Below are 19,591 nucleotides of genomic sequence, written 5' to 3' on the forward strand. Positions count from 1 at the left end.
ATCAAGTCAGACAGTGAGCCAGCGGCTCCCCGCGCACCCAGCGCCCCACCTCCGCCGCCGCGATCCGTGCGGCCTTCTCCGCCACGGCCCGGCCGGACCCGCCCAGGTGCGGGGTCAGCACGACGCGCTCCGCCAGCCCCGTCAGCCGCGCGTCCGCCGGCAACGGCTCGACCGCGTACGTGTCGAGGGCCGCCGCCGACAGCCGCCCGCTCTCCAGCGCGTCGCACAGCGCGTCCTCGTCGAGGAGCGGGCCGCGCGCCGCGTTCACCACGACCGCGCCGGGCGGCAGCAGCGCCAGCTCGCGGGCGCCGATCAGCCCGCGCGTCTCGTCGGTGAGCCGGGCGTGCAGGGTGATCACCCGGGAGCGGCGCAGCAGCTCGTCCAGGGAGTCCAGCCGCAGGCCGTGGACCTCCCCGCGGACATACGGGTCGTACACCATCACCCGCGCCCCGAAGGCGCACAGCACCCGCGCGACCCGGCTGCCCACCGCCCCGTACCCGACCAGGCCGACGGGCAGGTCCTCCAGCTCCAGGCCGCTGTGCTCGTAGGTGTAGTAGGCCGCCCCCGCCCAACTGCCCTGCCGGGCCAGCAGGTCGTGGGCCTGCGGGATGCGGCGCAGGGCGGCGAGGAGCAGTCCGACGGTGAACTCGGCGGTGGCGGCGGCGTTGCGGCCGGGCGCGAAGCACACCCGGACGTCGTGCGTCCTGGCCGCGTCCAGGTTGACGTTGACCGGGCCGCCCCGGCAGACCACGACCAGCCGCAGCCGGGGGCAGGCGTCGAGGACGCGCGCGGTGACGGGACCCATCTGGGTCACCAGCACCTCCGCGTCCGCGAGCGCGTCGATCAGCTCGTCCTCGGCGTCGCTCGCCTCGCGTACCTCGGCGACCGGGCCGAACGGTTCGAGTGGCCAGCCGAGGGTCAACTCAGCGACCTCACAAAGCGCTTCGTGGGCGAGCGCCTCCGTGATGAGCGACGGCAGGACGAAGTGGTCGCCGGCGGCCACGACACGCACACTGCTGGCGGAGGTCATCGAAGGGAGTCTCCTGTCTCGGCGTCGAAGACATGGGTGAGGCCGGGTGCCACCCGGACCCGGTCGTCGTGCGCGAGGCGCACCTCGGGGCCGGTGAGGACGACGAGGGGGTGTTCCACCCCGTCGAGGGCGAGGGTGGCGATGCCCGATTCGAGGAGCGGCTCGTGCGCCACCACCCGGGCGGGGATGCCGTCCGTGCCCGTCAGTTCGAGGTCCTCCGGGCGGATCCCGACGACCACCGCGCGGCCCTCGGCCACCGGTACCGGCAGTGCGGTCCGCACGGTGGCCGAGAGGCGGGCGTGGCCGTCGGCCGTGGCGATGCCGGGCAGCAGGTTGATCGCGGGCTCGCCGACGAAGTCCGCGACGAAGGTGGTGGCGGGACTGTCGTAGATCTCGAACGGCGTGCCGAGCTGCTGGATCGCGCCGTCCTTCATCACCGCGATCCGGTCGGCGAGGGAGAGGGCCTCCTCCTGGTCGTGGGTGACCAGGATCGTGGTGTGCCCCAGGTCCCGCTGGATGCGCTTGAGTTCGCGGCGTGTGGTGTCGCGCTGGGCGGCGTCCAGATGGGAGAGCGGCTCGTCGAGGAGCAGCACGTCCGGCTCGCGGATCAGGGCGCGGGCCAGCGACACCCGCTGCTTCTGCCCGCTGGACAGCCCGGCCGGGCGGGCGTCGAGGATGCCGGTGAGCCCGACCCGTTCGGCGATCTCGGTGACCTTGCGGGCGACGTCCGCCGAGGAACCCCGGGCAGCCCGCCGGCGGGCCCGCAGCCCGAACGCCAGGTTCTCCGCGACCGTCAGCGGCGGATACAACGCGTAGTTCTCGAACGCCACCCCGATGTTCCGTTCCTGCGCGGGCCGGCGCACCACCGACGCACCCCCGACCAGGATGTCCCCGCCGGTCACCGGCTCCAGACCGGCGATCATCCGCAGGGTCGTCGACTTGCCGCACCCGGACGGGCCGAGCAGCCCGAGCAGTTCCCCGGAGCGGAGACCCAGGTCGATGCCGCGCACGGCGTCCACCGCCGGCCGGCCCCGCGCCCGGTAGGTCTTGCGCAGTTCACGTAGCTCCAGTGCCGTCATGGCCGCCCTTCGTCACGCAGACCTCGTAACGGACCTTGTGCTCGTCCAGGTCCCGCAGCGCCTCCTGCGACGCCCCGTCGTCGACGAGGAGCAGGTCGAAGCGGGAGAGCGGGACGACCCGGTGCAGGGCGACCCGGCCCAGCTTGGTGTGGTCGACCAGCAGGACGTTCCGGGCGGCCGCGTCGAGCATCGCCCGCTTCACGGACACGATGTGCTGCTCCTGGTGGTAGGCGTAACCCCCGTGCACGGCCGACGTGGACGCGAAGCAGACGTCCACCCGCAGCTGTCCGACCGCCTCCACGCAGGACACCCCCAGGAAGGACGAGTGCAGCGGGTCGTAGTCGCCGCCCAGCGCCATCAGGTGGATGCCCCGCTGGTCCGACAACAGGTTGATCGCCTCCAGGAAGTTGGTGACGACCGTGAGCGGGGTGATGTCGCCGAGCCGGAGCCGGCGGGCTATCTCCAGGGTGGAGGTGGAGTCGTCCAGCAGGATCGCCATGCCGGGCTCTATGTGCTTCAGGGCCTGCTCGGCGACGGCGGCCTTCTGCGCGCGCATGGTCTTCAGCCGGTACTGGACGTTCGACTCGAAGACACCCGACGGCTGTGCGGTCACCCCGCCCCTGAACTTCCGTACGATCCCCTGCCGTTCGAGCTCGTCGAGGTCCCGGTGGATGGTCATCAGGCTCACCCCGAACCGCTCGGCCAGCTCCGCCGCGGTCGCCGAGCCGTCGGCCAGCACCCGCTCGGCCATGGCGGCCTGGCGGGCCGCGGGACCCTGCTGTGCACCACTGCTGCTCATCACGTGCTCTTCCCGATCCGTCGTCCTGGGCGCTCCGGCCGGTCGGCCTCGAACAGCAGCAGGTTCTCAGGCCGCACGGTCAGCCGCACCGGATCGTCGGGGCGCAGCCGCGCCGCGTCGCCGCGCGGGGCGACCAGCGACACGTGCGGCTCGCCTTCGCCTTCGCCGAGCCGGACGGTGACCTCGACGGACCGGCCCAGCACCTCGGTGACGTACACGGTGCCGGTGAGCTCGTGGCCGTCGCCGCCCAGCGTGAGGTCGCGGGGGCGTACGCCGACCAGGACCTCGGTCCCCGGGGACGCCTTCGCCCGGACCGGCAGTTCGGTCCCGCCCTCCGACCGCACCCCGCTCTCCGTCACGACCCCCGGCAGCAGATTGATCCGGGGCCGCCCGAACGCCCGCGCCACCTCCGTGTCGCAGGGCCGGTACCAGATGTCCTCCCGGGTGCCCGTCTGCACGATCCGCCCGTCCCGGATGACCCCGATCCGGTCGCCCAGCGCCAGCGCCTCCACCGAGTCGTGGGTGACGTACAGGGTGGTCGTGCGCCGCACCGCCCCGATCGCCTTCAGCTCGGCCCGCATCTGCTGGCGCAGCTTGGCGTCCAGATGGGAGAGGGGCTCGTCGAGGAGGAAGGCGCGGGCGGGCCGGACCAGCACCCGGCCGAGGGCCACGCGCTGCCGCTGCCCGTTGGACAGCCGGCCCACCGGGCGGTCCAGCAGGGCGCTGATGCCCAGCAGTTCGGCGATGGCGCCGACCCGGTCGCGGGCCTCGGCGGCGGGCAGCCGGTGCCGGGGGGAGCGCAGCGGGGAGACGAGGTTGTCGTACACCGAGCGGTGCGGGTAGAGGGCGTAGCTCTCGAAGCACATGGCCACGCCCCGGTCGTAGGGCTCCACCGCGCGCATGTCCTTGCCGTCGATCTCGACCGTGCCCGAGTCGGGCTGTTCGAGACCGGCGACGGTCTTCAGGGTCGTCGTCTTGCCCGCCCCGGAGGGGCCGAGGAGGCAGAAGAACTCCCCTTCCTCGACGTCCAGTTCGAGGCCGTCGAGGGCGATGGTCCGCCCGTAGGCCTTGTGGATGCCGTGCAGCCCGATCATGACTTCACCGCCCCGAAGGACAGCCCGCGCACCAGGTACCGCTGGATGGTCAGCGCCAGCAGCAGCGGCGGTACGACGGACACCAGCGCGGCGGCGGCCGTGAGGTTGTACTTGGGCCGGTCGCCGCCGAGGAAGGACAGCGCGCCCACGGTCACCGTCTGCGCCTCGTTGGAGGTGAGGATGAGCGGGAAGACGAAGTTGTTCCAGGCGAAGATGAACGCCAGCAGCGACACGGCCGCGATCCCCGGCTTGACCAGCGGAAGGGCGACACGGAAGAACGCCTGCTTGCGCGTGTACCCGTCGAGCAGGGCCGCCTGCTCCAGCTCGGGGGTCAGATCGGCGAAGTACGACCGCATGATCCAAACGATCAGCGGCAGGGTGACCAGTTGCAGCACCCACACCATGCCGACGTACGTGTCGAACAGCCCGAGCTTCTGGTACAGCACGAACAGCGGGATGATCACGGTCAGTTCGGGGGCGAACCGGAACGACAGCAGCGTGAACATCAGGTTCTCCGAGCCCTTGAACCGCCAGCGCGCCGAGGCGTACGCCGCCGGGAGGCCGACGACGAGCGACAGCGCGACCGCGCCCACCGAGACCACCAGGCTGTTGACGAAGAACCGCGTGAACGGGATGCCCTCGCTGTCGCCGAGGACGGTCCGGTAGCCGTCCAGCGTCGGCGAGAAGGAGAAGTAGGTGCTGAAGAGCTGGTTCGCGGGTTTCAGGGAGAGGATCACCATCCAGGCGATCGGGAACAGCGCGAAGACGAAGTAGAGGACGAGGGCGGCGTCCGCCAGCCACCCCAACAGGCGCTTCTTGTACGTCATTTCACCTCGGCCGCCCTCCGCTGGATCCGCCCCAGATGCCGCACCAGCACCATCGCGGCCAGATACACCACGGCCCACAGCACGATCGTGTAGCTGATCCCGAAGCTGTACCGCTGGAAGCGGATCGCCTCCAGGTACGCCCGGATCTGGAGGACCACCGTCGAGTCGCCCGGCCCGCCCTCCGTCAGGGCGTAGATGATGTCGAACACCTTCAGCGAGTCCATGAACCGGAAGATCACCGCGACCAGTACGTACGGCCACAGCATCGGCAGGGTCAGCCGCCGGAAGGTGTACCACCAGCGGGCGCCGTCGACGGCCGCCGCCTCGAACGGGGAGACGGGCAGGGACCGCAGCCCGGCCAGGGCGAGGATCGCCACGAACGGGGTGTAGACCCACACGTCCACCGCGATGGACGACAGCAGCGCCCCCGTCGGGGTGTCCGTCCACTGAACTCCCCCCAGCCCGAAGGGTTTCAGCAGGTGGTTGACGACCCCCACGGACGGCTGGAGCATCAGCTTCCACATGATCGCCGCGATCACCGGGGCGATCATCAGGGGCAGGATCAGGATCTTCTCCAGGATCCGGCCGACCAGCGAGGACCGGTGCAGCAGCAGGGCGACCGTCACCCCGAGCACGGTCTCCATGGCGGCGGCGCCGACCGCGTACAGCACCGTCACCCAGGCCGAGTTCCAGAAGGCGTCCTGCGTGAAGACGGTCTCGTAGTTGTGCAGGCGGACCATGTCCGGCCGCGGCTTGCTCGCCGAGAAGTCGAACAGCGTGTAGTACAGCCCGAGTCCGAACGGGTAGAGGATCCCGCAGGTCAGCAGCAGTGCCGGAACGATCAGGAAGTACGGCCGGAGAGTGAGCCGCCAGCCCATCCGTGCCTCACCCCACCTTGGACTTGAGGTCGCTCGCCAGCCCGTCGAGCACGGATCCCGCGTCCTTGCCGCCGTATATCTCCTGGAGGGCCGCCGCCCAGCTGGTGGTGGCGTCGAAGAACTGGGCCTGCGGGGTGAACTGGATCTTCGTCTGGTCGACGACCGTCTCGAAGGTCTCGATGAAGCCGGGGAGGTGCCTCATCTTGTCCTTGTAGGCGGCGTCCTGGCTGACCGACTTCCGCACCGGGTCGATGTGGTTGTTGGTGATCGCGGCCCTGCGCAGGTGCTCCTTGCCCGTGGCCCACTGGAGGAACAGCCAGCCGGCGCTCTTCCTCTTGCTCTTGGCGTTCATGCCGAGCGACCAGATCCACATGTTGGTGGCCAGGGAGCCGTCCGGGCCCTTCGGCCCCGGATGGAAGGCGATCTTCCCGGAGGCGGGCGAGGCGCCCTTCACGGCCTGGAAGTAGGCGGCCGTGTCCGCGTCGAAGAGCATGCCCGCCTTCTTCGCGCCGAGATCGCTGGAGCACTGGTACCAGGTGTACGACGTCCACGAGGGCGGCCCGCCCTGCTTGACCATGCCCGCCCAGTTGCGGGTGAACGCGACGGCCTCGGGGGTGTTCATGGCGGGTGTGAGCTTCCCGCCCTTGACCGTGAAGTCGTGCAGCCCGTTACGGGCGTACATCGTCATGAAGCCGGGGTGGATGGTGGCCCAGCTGCGCGAGCCGCGGACCGCGATCCCGTACATGCCGTCGAAGCCCGCGCCGGGCGCCTTCTTCTTGATCACCCCGGCGAGTTCGCGCAGCTCGTCGAAGGTCTCGGCGGGCTTCAGGCCCAGCTTGCCGAACACCTCGGTGTTGTAGGCGACGACGTTCGTCTCCCAGCCCCACGGCAGCGCGTACTGGCCGCCCTGCCCGAGCGGCGCGCCCGCCTTCAGGGACCACTGGTCGGCCTGGAGGAGGTTGGGGAAGAAGTCCGCCTGGTCCCATTCGGCGCCGGTGGCGGAGGAGTTGCGCATCCAGGGCCCGAGGTCCTCCAGCCAGCCCGGCGGCCCGTACTGCCACACCATGTAGGCGCCCAGCATGAAGACGTCGTACGAGGCACGCCCGCTGGAGAGGTCCACGGTGAGCTTGTCGAAGTAGTTGTCCTCGGGGAAGACGTCGTACTCCACCTTGATGCCGGTCTTCGCGGTGAAGGACTTCAGGTCGGCGATGAGGGCGTCCGTGTACGGGTGCTTGTTCAGCAGCGCCTTGACGGTGGTGCCCTTCTCCCGCCTCCAGTCGAAGGAGCCCGTGACGTCGTCCGCGGCCGAGCCGCCGCCCTTGTCGTCGTTCCCGCCGAAGCCCGCGCCGCAGGCCGTGAGCAGCGGGGCCGCGACGGTGGCGGCGGTGAGGCCTCCGGTGAGGGCGAGGAAGCGTCGGCGGTCGTGCGCGTGCCTGTCCATCCGTGACCTCCGTGGGGGTCGGGGCCGGTCGGGTTAACACGTCGAGTCGACTCGATAACAGAGGGTGTAACGCAGAAAGAAGGCCGTCAATCCCTCGTGCGGGATGAAATCTCAGTGCAGAGTGGGAAGTTCACAGAACAGGTCGCGAAGTGTGGGAGGTCCGGATGAGATCCGGGGCCGAGGCATGGCTGGGGATCGACCTGGGGACGCAGGGCGTGCGCGCGCTGCTCGCGACGGTGGACGGCACGGTCGTGGGCAGCGGCTCGGCCCCGCTGCGCCACGGGCGGCGGGAGGGGGCGCGGCACGAGCAGGAGCCGGGGGAGTGGTGGGAGGCGGTGTGCGCCGCCGCCCGGCAGGCGCTGCCGGCCGGGTGCCGGGTGAGCGGGCTCGCGGTGTGCGGGACCTCCGGGACCGTGCTGCTGACGGACCCGGCCGGGAAGCCGCTCGGGCCCGCGCTGATGTACGACGACGGGCGGGCCGGGGCCGAGGCGGCGGGCCTGCGGGAGGACGGGCTCGCGGTCCAGGACAGCTGGGCGCTGCCCAAGGTGCTGTGGCTGCTCGCGAACGGCGGCGGAAAGGTCACCCACCAGCCCGACGTGATCAACGCCCGGCTCGCCGGCCACCCGGTCCCCACCGATTCCAGCCACGCCCTCAAGACGGCGTACGACCTAGGGCGCGACGCCTGGCCGGAGATCCCCGGAGTTCCGGCGGACGCGCTCCCCGATGTCGTACGCCCCGGCACCCGGCTCGGCGAGGTCTGCCCGGCCGCCGCCGAGGCCACCGGCATTCCCGCCGGTACGCCCGTCATCGCGGGCATGACCGACGGGTGCGCGGCACAGATCGCCTCCGGGGCGCTGCGTCCGGGCGCCTGGAACTCGGTGCTGGGGACGACCCTCGTGCTCAAGGGCGCCGCCGCCGAGCCGGTCCATGATCCCGCCGGAGTGGTCTACAACCACCGTGCGCCGGACGGGGGCTGGCTGCCGGGCGGTGCCTCCAGCGCCGGCGCGGGGGTGCTGGCCGCGCGGTTCCCGGGCGCCGACCCGGCCGCGCTGGACGCCCGTGCCGCCGCCTTCGAGCCGTCGAACGCGGTCGCCTACCCGCTCGTCTCACCGGGCGAGCGCTTCCCGTTCCGCCGCCCGGACGCCACCGCCCTGCTGCTCGGCGACCCGGTGTCCGACGCCGACCTGTGGGCCGCCCTGCTCCAGGGCGTGGGCTTCGTGGAGCGCCTCTGCCTGGACTACCTCCACCACCTCGGCGCCCCCCTCGACGGCCCCCTCACCTTCACCGGCGGAGCCGCCCGCAGCGCCTACTGGAACCAGCTCCGCGCCGACATCCTGGGCCGCCCGGCCCGCGTACCGCGGCAGACCGAACCGGCCCTCGGCATGGCCGCGCTGGCCGCCCACGGCACCGGCGCCGCCCCCACCCTCGCCGACGCCGCCGACCGCATGGTCCACGTCCGCACGGTCCTCGACCCCCGCCCCGACCGCACCGCCCGCTTCACCGAGCCGTACGCCCGCCTCCTCGACGGCCTCCAGGCACGAGGCTGGCTGCCCGGCCCGGTCGCCGCCCACGCACGCGCCCGCCTCGAAGGGAATACTGCCGGTTCATGAGCACCGCCCTCCTCCTGGCCCGGCACGGGCAGACCGTCTGGCACGCCGAGAACCGCTACGCCGGGGTGAGCGACATCGCCCTCACCGACACCGGCCGCGCCCAGGCCGAGGCGCTCGGCCGGTGGGCCGCCGCGCACCCGGTCGACGCGATCGTCACCTCGCCGCTCTCCCGGGCCGTCGTCACCGCCGACCCCGCCTGCCGCGCCCTCGGCCTCACCCCGCACCGCGAACCCGGCCTGCGGGAATGCGACTTCGGGGTGCTGGAGGGCCGCACGCTGGCCGAGTTCGCGGCCGAGAACCCCGACGCGGCGGACGCCTACCGTGCCGACCCGGTGGTCCATCCGTTTCCCGGCGCCGAGGACCCCCTCGCCGCCACCGCCCGGGGCACGGCCGCCCTGCGCCGCACCGCCGCCGCCCACTCCGGTGGCCGGGTCCTCGTCGTCGCCCACAACACCCTGTTCCGGCTGGTGCTGTGCTCGCTGCTGGACATCCCGCTCGGTGAATACCGCCGCGTGTTCCCGCGGTTTCGGAACGCCGCCGTGAGCGAGGTCCGCATCGACGGGGACATCACCTCGCTGCTGTCGCTCAACGTGCCCTGCGAGCTGTCGTAGCCACCGGTGGGCTCAGGGCCGCCGCAGCAGCCCCCGCTCCATCGCCACCACCACCGCCCGCGTCCGGTCGTTCACGTCCAGCTTCGCGAACAGGCGCAGCAGATGCGTCTTCACGGTGGCCTCCGAGATGACGAGGCGGCGGCCGATCTCGGCGTTGGTCAGCCCGTCCGCGACCGCGCTCAGGACATCGGTCTCCCGGGCCGTCAGCGGCTCCTGCACCGGGCGCCGCAGCCGCGCGACCAGCTTCTCCGCCACCCGGGGCGCCAGAACCGTCTCCCCGCGCGCCGCCGAGCGGATCGCCTCGGCGAGCTGCTCCCGGGTGGTGTCCTTCAGGAGGTAACCGATGGCGCCGGCCTCGACGCCCCGTTCGATGTCGGCGTCCGTGTCGTACGTCGTGAGGATCAGCACCCTGGTGCGCGGGTGGCGGGCGACGATCTCGGTAGTCGTGGCGACGCCGTCCAGCTTCGGCATCCGCAGGTCGACCAGGGCGACGTCGGGGTCATGGCGGGCCACGAGGTCGAGGGCCGCACGGCCGTCGCCCGCCTCACCGACGATCTCGATGCCCTCCTCGCCGTCGAGCAGAGCGATCACCCCCGCCCGCATCACGGTGTGGTCGTCCACCACGACGACCCGCAGCCTGTCCCCGCTCACGCGGCCCCCTCCCAGCCCGACGGCAGCACCGCCAGGATCCGTGTCCCGTCCCCGACCGAACTGGTCACCGTCAACCGGCCGCCCAGCTCCGCGAGCCGCTTGCGCATACCGTCGAGACCGAACCCCGTCGACGCCTCCACCACGAACCCGGTGCCGTCGTCGGTGACCTCCAGTTCCACCCCGTACGGCCGCTGAGCCAGCACCACGCCCACCGTGGAGGCGCGGGCATGCTTGCGCACGTTGGCCAGCGACTCCTGGGTGCAGCGCAGCAGGGCGATCCGGGTCTGCTGGTCGCAGTCGAGGTCGGTGAGCTGGGCTTCCACGGTGAGCCCGGTGTCCTCCGCGAACCGGTCCAGGATCCGGCGCAGGGTGTCGGTCACGGATCCGGCCGCCGCACCTCCCGGCCCCCTGCCCGAGCCGACCAGCTCCCGGGCCTCGGCGAGGTTCTCCCGCGCGGTGGACTCGATGGACCGCAGTTGCCGGGCCGTCTGGTCGGGATCGGTGACGAGCCCCGCCCGCGCGGCCTCCGCGAGGACCACGATGGACGCGAAGCCCTGGGCGAGCGTGTCGTGGATCTCGCGGGCCATCCGCTCCCGCTCGTCCGCCGCGCCCTGCCGCTGGTGCGCCGCCGACAGCTCGGCCTGGGTGCGCTCCAACTCCACGATCAGCCGGGCCCGTTCGGTGCTCTGCTCGACCACCGAGTGCGCCCACAGCCCGATCAGCACGCCCACCGCGACCACGATCAGCGTGGACACCGCGGTCTCGCCGAAGAACTCCGCCGACCAGCCCTGCCGCACCCAGCTGCCCGCGAGCGTGCCGGCGGTGGCCAGCCCCAGGAACCCCATCGACGCCCGCCGGGTCCGCCCGAACATCCAGTAGTGCGGCAACGTCACCATGAACAGCGCCGCGTAGCTGGACCCCAGGTAGGCCAGGCCGCCGAGCGCGGCCACCAGCACCCCGAGGTAGCCGTGCGGCCGTACGAGGGGATTGCCCGGGAAGCGGTGCAGCACCGCGAAGCTCACCGCCACGCAGGCCAGCAGGGCGAGGGCCGCGAAGGTGTCCCGGTCGGACCCGCCGAGCGCCGCGACGCCGACGGCCATCGCGGCGAACAGCACCCAGCACACCGCGTTCCACCGGCGCAGCGACACGGCCCAGAAGGCGTCGGCGGAGGGCGCGGCGAGAGCGGTCATACCGATCAACGTACGTCGACCAGCGCGTTGCCGGGCGCGGGTTGCGGACGCGCGGCCGGTCGCGACGGCCACCAGCTGCGCTCGCCGAGCAGCAGCAGTGCCGCGGGCAGGATCAGGATCCGTACGACGAAGGCGTCCAGCAGGACGGCCGCCGCCAGGACGAAGCCGATCTGCTTCATCTCGATGATGTGCAGGAAGACGAAGCTCACGAAGACCGTCGTCATCACCACGGCCGCGCTGGTCACCACGCTCGCCGACCGCCGGATCCCGTCGAGCACCGCCTGCCGGGTCGGGGTGCCGGCGAGGACCGCCTCCCGGATCCGGCTCACCACGAACACCTGGTAGTCCATGGACAGTCCGAAGAGGATGACGAACAGGAACAGCGGCACGCGGGAGCCGATCGACCCGGTGGAGCGGAAGCCGAGCAGCCCCTCGGCCCAGGTGTGCTGGAAGACGAGGACGAGCAGACCGAGCGCCGCCGCCGCGGACAGCAGGTTGAGGGCGACGCCGATCAGGCCGAGGACGACGGAACGGAACGCGTACACGGTCATCGCGAAGGTGACGAGCAGCAACGCGCTGAGAACGAGGGGCAGCTTGCCGTCCTGGTGGTCCGGATAGTCGGTGTAGCGGGCGACGTCACCGGTCACGCCGTACTCGGCGCCGCTGATCCGGCCGACGGTGGCGGGCAGGTAGGTGTGGCGCAGATGGTCCAGGGAGTCGTACGCCTGCGGGGAGTTGCCGAGGTACGGCACCCGTAGTTCGAGGGTGCTGGTGCGGTGGTCGGCGGAGGTGCGGAGCCGGGACGCGCCGGTGAACAGCGGGTCGCCGGCGGCGCGGCGGGCGAGGGCGCGCAGGGCGGAGGCGACGTCATCCTCCTGTGCGGCGGCGGCCCGTACGACGACCTGGTGGGTGACCCGGTGCTCCGCGAACGCGGCGTTGAGGCGGTCGTACACGCGCATCGCGGGGATCTCCCGGGAGTGCGTGTCCCGGCTCATCTCGGTGATCTTCAGGCCGCTCAGCGGGGCGGCGAGGGCGAGCAGCGCCAGGACCGGGACGCACAGCGCGGCCAGCGGATGCCGGGCGGCGGGCCTGAGCAGGGCGGACCAGAACCGGCCGCCGCCCTCGCCCCGCAGCCGCCGGGCGGGCTTTCCGCGCCCGGCCCGCCGCAGCGCCCTGCGCTCGGCGCGCCTGCCGAGCAGGACCAGCAGGGCGGGCAGTGCCGTGAGGGAGCTGGCCACCGCGACCAGCACGACCACGACCGTGCCCGTGGCCAGCGAGGAGAAGATGACGTCCGAGGCCAGGTACAGCGTGGCGGTGGAGGCGACGACCGCGAGCCCGGAGACCACGACCGCCCGTCCGGAGGTGGCCGCCGCCAGCTCCACCAGCGCCTCGCTGCCCAGCCGGCCGCCCGAGCGGGCCCGTTCCTCACGTTCCCGCTTGAGGTAGAACAGCGTGTAGTCGACGCCGACCGCCAGCCCGATCATCAGGATCACGTTCGTGCCGACCCCCGCGTCGGGCGAGACGTGCGAGGCGACCATCGCCAGCCCGACGGCCGCCGCGATCGACGACAGCGCGAGCAGCAGCGGTACGGCGGCCATGGTGAGGGATCCGAAGGCGACCAGCAGGGTGAGCAGGGTGACCGGCAGCGTGATCTTCTCGGAGAGGGCGAGGTCGTCGCCGCGCTGCTGGTCGACTCCCTTGCTGATGGAGGGACTTCCGGTCTCCTGGAGCAACAGCCCGGGATGGGCCCGCTGTACGGCCTCGGTCTGCGCGACCAGGGCGCCGACCTTGTCCTTCGCGTCCCGTTCCGCGCCCTTGACGGACACCTCGACCATCAGGACGCGGCCGTCGGAGGACCGTACCGGGGCGGCCACGGACGCGACCTCGGGCAGCCGCTTCATCCGGGCGCCGAGGTCCCGCGCGGCGGAGTCGGCCCGCTCGTCCAGGCCGCCCGAGCGCGCCGAGATCAGCACCTGCTCGGTGGACAGCCGCTCCAGGTGCCCCTCGGCCGCCATGGCCTCCGCCCGGCCCGCCTCGCCGACCCGGTAGTCCGCCGTCGTCGCCTCGTGCGTGCCGACGGCACCGCCGACGCCCAGGCACAACGCCACGAACAGCAGCCAGCCCAGGACCGCCTTCCAGGGATGCCGCGCACTCCAGCTCGCTATGCGCACAGTCGGTGATTTCATGCCCCAAAGCCTTGCTGTGTGGGGCAGTTGGGCGACACGGGTACCCGGTTGAACCTGGCGTCCACCGATCGGTGGACCCGGAAGGAGGGGAAAACCCCCGTGAGTCACGTCCTCACGGGGGTTTCCTTCTTTCCGCCCGCCGCCGTGAAGGGTGAGAAGACGATCACGAGGCGGGACGATCGGGGCGCCGTCAGGGCGTCAGGAGCAGGACGTCCGCCCGGGACTTGGCGGCCTCGTACCGGCGGGCCACGTCCTGCCAGTTGACGACCTGCCACATGGCCTCGACGAAGTCGGCCTTCTGGTTCTTGTACTGGAGGTAGAAGGCGTGCTCCCGGGCGTCGAAGACCAGGATCGGGACCGAGCCCTGGCCGATGTTGCCCTGGTGGTCGTAGACCTGCTCGACGACCAGCCGGCCGCTGAGCGGTTCGTGGGCGAGGACGCCCCAGCAGGAGTCCGACCCTCAAGGCAAGACGAATGAGCCGAAGGACTCTAGGTGCTTCGGCTCGTCCCGTTTCCGGTCATGTTCTGCCATTGGAGTTCTCTCCTGCGCTGAGGCCGGAGATTCTCCCCTGGATCGCTCCGGGGAGTTTGACGGCGCTCAGGTCCGTCCAACGACCACCCTCCCGGCCGCCGGGCGGGTCGCTGATCCGCCTTGCCCGACGTTACGCGGCTGGAGCTTGGTGCGGGTGTGAGCATGGGCGCGCATCACCCATGCGAGTGGGCGAGCGCGGAGTAGTCGTAGGGCAGGTCGGGCAGCGTGTAGACGGGCATGGGCGGGTCCCCTCGAAGCAGTTTATTGCACATAGCTTGCAACTACACGCTAGCAACAAAAAGCCCCCGCGGGGTTGTCGCGGGGGCGTTTTGCGAAGGGGGAGGAGGGTCAGGACGTGGCGCGCCTGCGCTGCCAGGCGTAGCCGACCGCCGCCAGGAACAGCGTCATGCCGCCGGACGAGTACAGCTGCACCCGCGTGTCCGGCTCCCGGGCCATCAGGACGAAGATCGCCGCCATGCCCGCCAGCGCCACCCAGGTGAGCACCGGGAACGCCCACATCCGTACGACCAGCTTCTCCGGGGCCTCCCGCTCCACGCGGCGGCGGAGCAGCAGCTGGGAGACGGCGATGAAGATCCAGACGATCAGAATCACCGCGCCGATCATGTTCAGCAGCCACGGGAAGACGTCGTCCGGGCGCCAGTAGCTCAGCAGTACGCAGACGAAGCCGAAGACGCAGGAGGTCAGCACGGCGATGCGCGGCACCCCGCCGGAGAGCTTCGCCAGCACCTTCGGGCCCTGGCCGCGCTCGACGAGGGAGTAGGCGATGCGGGAGGAGCCGTAGATGTTGGCGTTCATGGCGGAGAGCAGGGCCACCAGGACGACCACGTTCATGAGCTGACCGGCGCCCGGGATGCCCAGGTGGTCGAGGGCGGCGACGTACGGGCCCTTCTCCACGACCGCCTTCGAGTCCCAGGGGACGAGGGTGACGACCACGGCCATCGAGCCGATGTAGAACAGCGCGATGCGCCACATGGCCGTGCGGACGGCGCTCGCCACACCCCGCACCGGGTTCTCCGACTCGGCCGCCGCGATGGTGACCGTCTCCAGGCCGCCGTACGCGAAGACGGAGGCGAGCAGGCCGATGACCAGGCCCTCGCCGCCGTTCGGGAGGAAGTCGGTGAGGTTCGAGGCGCCGGGGGAGTCCGTGCCGGGCAGCACGCCCGTGATGGCCAGTACGCCCAGGACCAGGAAGAGGCTGATCGCGCCGACCTTCAGCGCGGCGAACCAGAACTCGAACTCGCCGAAGTTCTTCACGGCGGCCAGGTTCGTGCCGCAGAACACCACCATGAACAGCGCCACCCACGCCCACTCGGGCGTGCCCGGCAGCCAGCCGGTGACGATGTGCGCGGCGCCGATGCCCTCCAGGCCGACCGCCGTGCACAGCAGCACCCAGAAGGACCAGCCCGCGGCGAAGCCCGCCCACGGGCCGATCGCCCGCTCGGCGTGCGCGGAGAAGGACCCCGAGGACGGGTACGCGGCCGACATCTCGCCGAGCATCCGCATCACCAGCATCACCAGGAGGCCGGAGAGGGCGTAGGCGATCACGATCGACGGTCCGGCGGCGGCGATCCCCGCGCCGGAGCCGACGAACAGGCCCGCGCCGATCACGCCGCCGAGGGCGATCATCGACAGATGGCGCTGCTTGAGACCGTGGGAGAGGGAGGCGTCCGACTCTGGTGGAGCCTTGACGGTGGTGCTGGGCATGGCGCGGCTCGTCCCGTGCAATAGATGGGCAAAAACGCCCACAGTGTGGGCGGCCCCTCCGCTCACGCGGAGAAGCCGCCCACCATCCGGACGCCCGCGGCACGGGCGGTGAACGTACGGTTACGCGGCGGCCGGTGTGAGTACGGGCGTGTAGTGCGAGGCGTCGCCCTCGATGGAGTAGCTCTCCTTGCCCTCGATGCCGACCGGCACGTCACCGGCGACGGTCACCCGGTGCAGCCGGCGCGGCTGCCCGTCGTAGTTGTCGATGGCGTAGTGCTGGGTGATCCGGTTGTCGAAGAGGACCAGCTGGTTCGGCGACCAGCGCCAGCGCAGCACGTTCTCGGGTCGGGTGACGTACGACTGGAGCAGGTCGAGGATCTTGCGGGACTCGCCGGTCGAGAGACCGACGATCCGCTGTGCGAACCCGCCGATGAACAGTCCGCGTTCGCCGGTCAGCGGGTGCACGCGGACCACCGGGTGGGCGGTGCGGTACTTGATCGACGTGAACTGGGCGCGCTGGGCGGCCTTCTCCTCGTCGACGGCCTCGTCGGGTACCGCGTAGTCGTAGTCGTTGGTGTGCTCCGCCCACAGGGTGTCGGCCAGCCGGCGCAGCGGCTCGGGCAGGTCGCGGTAGGCGGCGGCCGAGCTGGCGATCAGGGTCTCGCCGCCGTACGGCGGGATCGTGATGGAGCGCAGGGTGCTGGCCTGCGGCGGGTTGAGGACGAAGGTGACGTCGGTGTGCCAGTGGTTGGCGCGGCCCCGCTCGCTGTCCACGGGCAGCACGTTCGGGGCGCCGTCGACCGCGCCGACCGTCGGGTGGGCGGTGGTCAGGTCGCCGAAGTGGCGGGCGAAGGCCTGCTGGCCGGCGTCGTCGAGGTGCACGTCGTCGAAGACCAGCGCCTTGTGGACGTCGAGGGCCTCGCGGATCGCGGCGACCTCCTCCGGGGCGAGCGGCCGGGAGATGTCGGCGCCGGAGACCTTGGCGCCGATGCGTGCGGTGACCTTGGTGATCTCGATGGACATGAGGATTCCTTCCGGGCGGATTTCAGGCTCAGGCGAACGCGGGGGACAGGTACTGGTTGGCGGGGCGGGGGAGGCCGTAGCGCTCCCGCAGGGTCCGGCGGGGGCCGTACTCGCCGCGGTGCAGGCCTCTGGCGCGCAGGATCGGGACGACGTGCTCGACGAACGCCGCCAGGCCGGAGGGCAGCGCGGCCGGCATGATGTTGAAGCCGTCGGCGGCGCCCTGGGTGAACCAGGTCCCGATCTGGTCCGCGACCTGCTCGGGCGTACCGGCGAAGGTGAGATGCCCGCGCCCGCCGCCGAGCCGCCCGATGAGCTGCCGGACGGTGAGCCGCTCGCGCCGGGCCAGCTCCACCACGAGCGTGTAGCGGCTCTTGGCGCCCTCGATCGCGGACTCGGGAGGCAGGTCGGCGGGCAGCGGCTCGTCCAGTTCCAGGGTGCCGGGCTCCAGTTGCAGCAGGTTCTCCAGGCGGGCCGTGCCGTGGTCGTACACGATGTGGTCCTCCAGGACCCGCTCGTTCGCCCGTGCCTCCGCCTCGGTCGACCCGAGTACGGGGACGATGCCCGGCAGCACCTTGATGTGCTCGGGGTCCCTGCCGGCCTGCGCGGTACGGGACTTCAGGTCGGCGTAGAAGGCCCGCGCGTCCTCGATGGTCTGCTGGGCGGTGAACACCGCCTCCGCGTACCGGGCGGCGAAGGCCTTGCCGTCCTCGCTCGACCCCGCCTGCACGAGGACCGGGTAACCCTGCGGGGAGCGGGGGACGTTGAGGGCCCCCTCGACGCTGAAGTACGTGCCCTTGTGCCGGGGCGGGTGGACCTTGGCGTCGTCGCCCCAGACGCCGGCCGCCTTGTCGGCGACGATCGCGTCGTCCTCCCAGCTGTCCCAGAGCTTGAGGGCGACGTCGAGGAACTCGGCGGCACGGGCGTACCGCTCGGCGTGCGCGGGCTCGGCGTCGAGGCCGAAGTTGCGGGCGGCCTCGGCGCCGGCGGTGGTGACGATGTTCCAGCCGGCCCGGCCGCCGCTGATGATGTCGAGCGAGGCGAACTTGCGAGCCAGGTTGTAGGGGGAGTTGTAGGAGGTGGAGGCGGTGGCGATCAGGCCGAGGTGCTCGGTGGCCGTCGCCAGCGCGGTGAGCAGGGTGAGCGGTTCCAGGGCGCCGGCGGGGCGCTGGGCCAGGTCGCCCCACAGCTGGGGGCTGTCGGCGAGGAAGAGGGAGTCGAAGGTGCCGCGTTCGGCGATCCGGGCCAGCTCGACGTAGTGGCTCAGCTCCACGTGGGCGTACGGGTCGCTCTCGGGAAGCCGCCAGGACGCCTCGTGGTGGCCGGTGTTCATCAGGAACGCGTTGAGGTGGAGCTGTCTGGTCATGCGTGGTCCTCCGTCACGCCCAGCGCGGCCAGCAGCCGCTCGCGGTATTCGCCGAGCACCGGTTCCCGGTAGGAGCGCGGGTGGGGCCGGTCGATGGTCAGGTCGAGGCCGATGCGGCCCTGGTCCAGGACGAGGACCCGGTCGGCGAGCACGATCGCCTCGTCCACGTCGTGGGTGACGAGCAGTACGGAGGGCCGGTGGCGCTTCCACAGCTCGCGCAGCAGGTTGTGCATCCTGATCCGGGTGAGCGCGTCCAGCGCCCCGAACGGCTCGTCGGCGAGGAGGAGTTCGGGCTCGCGGACCAGGGAGCGGGCGAGGGCCGCGCGCTGGGCCTCGCCGCCGGACAGCTCGCCGGGCCAGGCCCGCTCGCGGCCCTTGAGTCCCACCTCTTCGAGGGCGGCCCGGCCGCGCTCGCCGGCGTCCTTGCCCTCGGCGCCGAGGAGTACGTTGTCCAGGACCCGGCGCCACGGCAGCAGCCGTGAGTCCTGGAAGACCACGGACACCCGCTCGGGTGCGGTGAGCTGCCCGCTGCCCTCGACGCCGTGGTCCAGGCCCGCGACCGCCCGCAGCAGCGTCGACTTGCCCGAGCCGCTGTGCCCGAGCAGGGCGGTGAACTGCCCGGCGGGCAGGTCGAGGTCGATGCCGTCGAGGACCGTACGGCCCGCGAAGGACCTGGTCAGGCCCCGCAGCTGGACGGCGGGACGGGTCAGCTGCTCAGTGTGCGTCGCCACGACAGCACCCTCCGTTCGACGAGGCGGACCACGCTGTCGGAGACCAGGCCGAAGACGCCGTAGATCAGCAGGCCGACGAGGATGACGTCGGTCTGGCCGTAGTTCTGGGCCTGGAACATCATGTAGCCGAGGCCGCTGGTGGCGTTGATCTGCTCCAGCACCACCAGGCCGAGCCAGGATCCGGTGACGCCGAGCCGGAGTCCCACGAAGAATCCGGGCAGCGCCCCGGGGATCACGATCTGCCGGATGAACGCGAGCCTCGACAGGCCCTGCACCTCGGCGAGTTCGACGAACCGGCTGTCGATGCCGGAGAGCGCGGCATGCGTGTTGAGGTAGATCGGTATGTAGACGACGATCGCGATGATGGCGATCTTGAAGGTCTCGCCGATGCCCAGCCAGAGGATGAACAGCGGGATCAGACCGAGGGTCGGTATCGCCCGGTTGAGCTGCACGGTTCCGTCGATCAGGGCTTCCCCGACCCGGCTGAGTCCCGAAGCGAGCGCGAGGGCGACACCGGCGGTGAGGCCGATCGCGAAGCCGTACCCGGCCCGCCGCAGGGAGGTCAGCACGTCGGTGGGGAGGGTGCCGTCGGTCCACAGGTGGCCGGTGGTCCTCAGGACCGTCCAGGGCGCCGGGATCGCGTTGGTGTCGAGGGTTCCGGCGGCGGAGGCGATGGCCCAGAGGGCGACGAGGACGGCGGGGCCGATCAGCCGGGCGGCGGGGAGGCTCTTGCCAGGGGCGAGCCGACGGCGCCGGCGTACCCGGTGGGCCCCGTCCCGGGCGGCGGCGACGGTGGTCGCGTGCACTGTGGTGGTCACGGC

17 protein-coding genes and 1 pseudogene are annotated in these 19,591 nt (G+C 71.7%); 2 read left to right on the forward strand and 16 right to left on the reverse strand.

The window, feature by feature from the left end; genetic code table 11:
• Position 1 precedes the first annotated feature (1 nt).
• Genes ABZ915_RS06685 through ABZ915_RS06715 form a run of 7 tightly spaced genes read right to left on the reverse strand, consistent with a single transcriptional unit; the run spans position 2 to position 7,148 of the window.
• Positions 2 to 1,030, reverse strand: coding sequence for a 2-hydroxyacid dehydrogenase (locus tag ABZ915_RS06685; protein ID WP_361796899.1), 1,029 nt, complete (start codon positions 1,028 to 1,030; stop codon positions 2 to 4).
• Positions 1,027 to 2,109 carry an ABC transporter ATP-binding protein gene (locus ABZ915_RS06690; protein WP_361796902.1) on the reverse strand — a complete coding sequence of 361 codons (1,083 nt, stop codon included), beginning with the start codon at positions 2,107 to 2,109 and terminating at the stop codon, positions 1,027 to 1,029. Before ABZ915_RS06690 ends, ABZ915_RS06685 begins: the two co-directional genes overlap by 4 nt.
• Positions 2,087 to 2,908, reverse strand: coding sequence for a DeoR/GlpR family DNA-binding transcription regulator (locus ABZ915_RS06695; RefSeq protein ID WP_361796905.1), 822 nt, complete (start codon positions 2,906 to 2,908; stop codon positions 2,087 to 2,089). Before ABZ915_RS06695 ends, ABZ915_RS06690 begins: the two co-directional genes overlap by 23 nt.
• Positions 2,908 to 4,002 carry an ABC transporter ATP-binding protein gene (locus ABZ915_RS06700; RefSeq protein ID WP_361796908.1) on the reverse strand — a complete coding sequence of 365 codons (1,095 nt, stop codon included), beginning with the start codon at positions 4,000 to 4,002 and terminating at the stop codon, positions 2,908 to 2,910. Before ABZ915_RS06700 ends, ABZ915_RS06695 begins: the two co-directional genes overlap by 1 nt.
• Positions 3,999 to 4,829, reverse strand: a complete 831-nt coding sequence (locus ABZ915_RS06705; RefSeq protein ID WP_361796911.1) for a carbohydrate ABC transporter permease — start codon at positions 4,827 to 4,829, stop codon at positions 3,999 to 4,001. Before ABZ915_RS06705 ends, ABZ915_RS06700 begins: the two co-directional genes overlap by 4 nt.
• Positions 4,826 to 5,707, reverse strand: a complete 882-nt coding sequence (locus tag ABZ915_RS06710) for a sugar ABC transporter permease (protein ID WP_361796914.1) — start codon at positions 5,705 to 5,707, stop codon at positions 4,826 to 4,828. Before ABZ915_RS06710 ends, ABZ915_RS06705 begins: the two co-directional genes overlap by 4 nt.
• Positions 5,708 to 5,714: 7 nt before the next feature.
• On the reverse strand, positions 5,715 to 7,148 hold the full coding sequence (locus ABZ915_RS06715) for a sugar ABC transporter substrate-binding protein (RefSeq protein ID WP_361796917.1): 1,434 nt from the start codon (positions 7,146 to 7,148) through the stop codon (positions 5,715 to 5,717).
• A gap of 164 nt (positions 7,149 to 7,312) precedes the next feature.
• On the opposite strand from ABZ915_RS06715, the gene ABZ915_RS06720 reads away from it, so the two are divergent.
• Both ABZ915_RS06720 and ABZ915_RS06725 read left to right on the forward strand, forming a co-directional pair.
• Complete coding sequence (locus ABZ915_RS06720) at positions 7,313 to 8,758, forward strand: FGGY-family carbohydrate kinase (RefSeq protein WP_361796920.1); 1,446 nt, start codon at positions 7,313 to 7,315, stop codon at positions 8,756 to 8,758.
• Positions 8,755 to 9,369, forward strand: coding sequence for a histidine phosphatase family protein (locus ABZ915_RS06725; protein WP_361796923.1), 615 nt, complete (start codon positions 8,755 to 8,757; stop codon positions 9,367 to 9,369). Before ABZ915_RS06720 ends, ABZ915_RS06725 begins: the two co-directional genes overlap by 4 nt.
• Before the next feature lie 12 nt (positions 9,370 to 9,381).
• Here the strand turns inward: ABZ915_RS06725 and ABZ915_RS06730 are convergent, their stop codons facing one another.
• The 9 genes and pseudogenes from ABZ915_RS06730 to ABZ915_RS06770 all read right to left on the reverse strand — a co-directional run bounded on the left by ABZ915_RS06730 (position 9,382) and on the right by ABZ915_RS06770 (position 19,576).
• Entirely contained in the window at positions 9,382 to 10,020 is a 639-nt protein-coding gene (locus ABZ915_RS06730; RefSeq protein ID WP_361796926.1) for a response regulator transcription factor, read from the reverse strand.
• A complete protein-coding gene (locus ABZ915_RS06735) occupies positions 10,017 to 11,210 on the reverse strand; it encodes a sensor histidine kinase (RefSeq protein ID WP_361796929.1) in 1,194 nt (397 codons plus the stop codon). Before ABZ915_RS06735 ends, ABZ915_RS06730 begins: the two co-directional genes overlap by 4 nt.
• Positions 11,211 to 11,215: 5 nt before the next feature.
• Complete coding sequence (locus ABZ915_RS06740) at positions 11,216 to 13,396, reverse strand: MMPL family transporter (RefSeq protein ID WP_361796932.1); 2,181 nt, start codon at positions 13,394 to 13,396, stop codon at positions 11,216 to 11,218.
• 190 nt (positions 13,397 to 13,586) lie between these two features.
• Positions 13,587 to 13,933 (reverse strand): annotated as a pseudogene (locus ABZ915_RS06745) (Fe-Mn family superoxide dismutase); the annotation flags it as partial.
• 343 nt (positions 13,934 to 14,276) lie between these two features.
• Positions 14,277 to 15,653, reverse strand: coding sequence for an amino acid permease (locus ABZ915_RS06750; protein WP_361796935.1), 1,377 nt, complete (start codon positions 15,651 to 15,653; stop codon positions 14,277 to 14,279).
• 120 nt (positions 15,654 to 15,773) lie between these two features.
• Positions 15,774 to 16,676, reverse strand: coding sequence for a TauD/TfdA family dioxygenase (locus ABZ915_RS06755; RefSeq protein ID WP_361796938.1), 903 nt, complete (start codon positions 16,674 to 16,676; stop codon positions 15,774 to 15,776).
• 28 nt (positions 16,677 to 16,704) lie between these two features.
• Entirely contained in the window at positions 16,705 to 18,039 is a 1,335-nt protein-coding gene (locus ABZ915_RS06760; protein ID WP_361796941.1) for an LLM class flavin-dependent oxidoreductase, read from the reverse strand.
• Positions 18,036 to 18,770 carry an ABC transporter ATP-binding protein gene (locus tag ABZ915_RS06765; RefSeq protein WP_361796944.1) on the reverse strand — a complete coding sequence of 245 codons (735 nt, stop codon included), beginning with the start codon at positions 18,768 to 18,770 and terminating at the stop codon, positions 18,036 to 18,038. The genes ABZ915_RS06760 and ABZ915_RS06765 overlap by 4 nt, the downstream gene beginning before the upstream one ends.
• The gene (locus ABZ915_RS06770; RefSeq protein ID WP_361797731.1) at positions 18,746 to 19,576 is read right to left on the reverse strand and encodes an ABC transporter permease; all 831 of its coding nucleotides are present in this window, start codon (positions 19,574 to 19,576) and stop codon (positions 18,746 to 18,748) included. The genes ABZ915_RS06765 and ABZ915_RS06770 overlap by 25 nt, the downstream gene beginning before the upstream one ends.
• Positions 19,577 to 19,591: the final 15 nt, after the last annotated feature.

This window comes from Streptomyces sp. NPDC046915 (assembly GCF_040644935.1).
Taxonomy (GTDB): domain Bacteria; phylum Actinomycetota; class Actinomycetes; order Streptomycetales; family Streptomycetaceae; genus Streptomyces.